Below are 2,508 nucleotides of genomic sequence, written 5' to 3' on the forward strand. Positions count from 1 at the left end.
GTAAGCGTCATTAAATCGACCTCTATTTTCTTTGCATCAAACGCGTAACACTCATTCCTGATGTTAACTACACAGGAAAAAGACAATGAATGAACGCGAACAAAACTGGCAAAGCGTGGTTGATGCCTGGCAGTCGAGTCATTTATCGGGGGCTGCGTTCTGCCGAGAGCACGGGTTAGTGTACCATCAGTTTCAATATTGGCAGCAAAAGTTGAGGGACAGCGAGAGTGGTGATAAAGCGTGTGGTGCGCAGACCCACCAATTGGTGCCGGTGCAAGTAGCTCACCGTGCTAATACCAGTGAAGTGCCGTTGCAATTACAGTTACCGAATGGACTGGTCATTCGTGATGTGACCCTAAGTAATATTGATACGGTCACGCAATTATTGCAACAGTTATGAAGGCGCGTTATTTACGACCCGCACTGGCACTGCCACAGATTTACCTCTACCGTGACCCGATTGATTTTCGCAAACAAGCACATGGGTTGGCGGTCTTGGTAGAGCAAGAGTTAGGGCATAATCCCTTTACCGGCGCGCTGTATGTGTTTTCTAACCGTCAGCGAAATAAAATCAAATGTCTGATGTGGGAAGATAACGGTTTTGTGCTGTATTACAAAGCCTTGGCAGAAGAAAAATTTAAATGGCCTAGGCCAGACGATGACTTGCTGTTATTAACGGGGGAACAAATAAATTGGCTGTTGGATGGGTATGATATTAGCCTGCTTAAAGGGCATAAAAAGTTGCATTATGAGGCAATAAATTAGCGCGTTTTAGGGTGAGATTTGGTATAATCTCGCCATGAAAAAGACAGGCAAAAAGCAAGATAAAACAGTCGATTACAGTGGTTTAACTGCCGCTGAATTGTTGGCTGTGTTAGCCCAAAAAGAGGGGCTACTTGCTGATGCCTGTGAACAGCGTGACAGTGCGCTTAGTGAGCGCGATAGCGCGGTTAATGAGCGTGATACCGCGCTTGCTCAACGTAACAACGCCATAGTAGAACGTAACGACGCTATTGCTCAGCGTGACAAATACAAAGCACTCACCGATGAATTACTGCGTTTAGCCAAAATCCAACGCTTTGGCGCAAGCAGTGAAAAACACCCCCACCAAATTAACCTGTTTGATGAAGCTGAGCTTGAAGCCGCCATTGATGATTTACGCGAACAGGTGCCGGAAGAAACACACACGCCTGCACACACCACAACAAACAAAAAGAAGACCCGCAATCGTGGTTTCTCGGCGACGCTAAACCGTATACGTCGTGAATGGTTATTGAGCGACGAAGAAAAAGCCGGTGCAAGTAAAACCTTCTTCAGCAAAGTGAAAGAAGAATTAGAATATATCCCTGCGCAACTCAATGTGGTTGAGATATGGCAAGAAAAGGCGGTATTCGACACACAGCAGGATGAACACATGGTGGCGGCTGCCCGTCCTACACATCCCTTAGGTAAATGTATCGCGACCACTTCACTATTGGCGTACATCATTACCTCAAAATACGCTGACGGGTTACCCCTCTATCGCCTCAATAACATGCTCGCCCGTTTAGGCCATGAGATTGGTCGTAATACCATGGCCAATTGGGTTATCCGACTCGACGAAGTATTTCACCCCTTAATCAAACTGGCCCGCGAACAACAAAATCAGGGCAACTATATTCAAGCGGATGAAACGCGCATTCAAGTCTTAGACGAAGCCGGTAAAAGTCGCCAAAGTGATAAATGGATGTGGGTGACCCGTGGCGGCCCACCGGATAAACCGACAGTGCTGTTTGACTATGACCCTTCACGCGCCGGTCAGGTTCCTGCACGTCTACTCGATGGATTTAACGGTGTCTTGCAAGTGGACGGCTATGCGGGTTACGCCAAAGTCTGTCGCGAGCGTCAATTACCCCGTATTGGCTGTATGGACCATGCGCGACGTAAATTTATTGAAGCCAGTCGAGCGGGCACGCCTAGCCATAAAAACAGCAAAAAAGGCACACCCTCTAAAGCCGATGTCGCGATTGGTTATATCCAAAAGCTGTACGCCATTGAAAGGAAAATTGCTGACTTGAGTAGTGACGAAAAATACCAGGCACGGCAAACCTTAGCGGTGCCTATTCTGAGCGAATTTAAACCGTGGCTTGAGCGTAATCTACCCAAGGTACTGAAAGATTCACTGACCTACAAAGCCATATTCTATATGCTTAATCAGTGGGATGTGCTTGTTGCCTATTGCGACTACGGCTACGTCAATATCAGTAATGCCCTAGCGGAAAACGCCATTCGACCGTTCGCCGTAGGCAGACGAAATTGGTTGTTCGCAGATTCATCGCGAGGTGCACACGCCAGTGCGACCTGTTACTCGCTCATTGAAACGGCCAAAGCTAACGGTGTTGAACCCTCCAGTTACATCAAATATGTGCTAGATAATATTGCCGATGCCACGACAGTTGAAAAATTAGAAGCATTATTACCTTGGAATGTGCCAAAAACTGCGTAAAGTGCTGATTTAAGATCGCTTAC

3 protein-coding genes are annotated in these 2,508 nt (G+C 47.0%); all 3 read left to right on the top strand.

Annotation, left to right across the window (positions count from 1 at the left end; genetic code table 11):
* Positions 1-85: 85 nt before the first annotated feature.
* Genes tnpA through tnpC form a run of 3 tightly spaced genes read left to right on the top strand, consistent with a single transcriptional unit; the run spans position 86 to position 2,485 of the window.
* On the top strand, positions 86-400 hold the full coding sequence (gene tnpA / locus ACX5KA_RS09095; protein WP_015068225.1) for an IS66 family insertion sequence element accessory protein TnpA: 315 nt from the start codon (positions 86-88) through the stop codon (positions 398-400).
* Positions 397-765, top strand: a complete 369-nt coding sequence (gene tnpB / locus ACX5KA_RS09100; RefSeq protein WP_015068226.1) for an IS66 family insertion sequence element accessory protein TnpB — start codon at positions 397-399, stop codon at positions 763-765. Before tnpA ends, tnpB begins: the two co-directional genes overlap by 4 nt.
* A 34-nt stretch (positions 766-799) precedes the next feature.
* Positions 800-2,485, top strand: coding sequence for an IS66 family transposase (tnpC, locus tag ACX5KA_RS09105; RefSeq protein WP_202940816.1), 1,686 nt, complete (start codon positions 800-802; stop codon positions 2,483-2,485).
* Positions 2,486-2,508: the final 23 nt, after the last annotated feature.

It is taken from the genome of Alteromonas alvinellae (assembly GCF_902705805.1).

Excerpts from the sequence above, each read along its gene's own strand:
- tnpB (WP_015068226.1), top strand. The coding sequence starts at position 397 with ATGAAGGCGCGTTATTTACGACCCGCACTGGCACTGCCACAGATTTAC.
- tnpC (WP_202940816.1), top strand. The coding sequence starts at position 800 with ATGAAAAAGACAGGCAAAAAGCAAGATAAAACAGTCGATTACAGTGGT.
- tnpA (WP_015068225.1), top strand. The coding sequence starts at position 86 with ATGAATGAACGCGAACAAAACTGGCAAAGCGTGGTTGATGCCTGGCAG.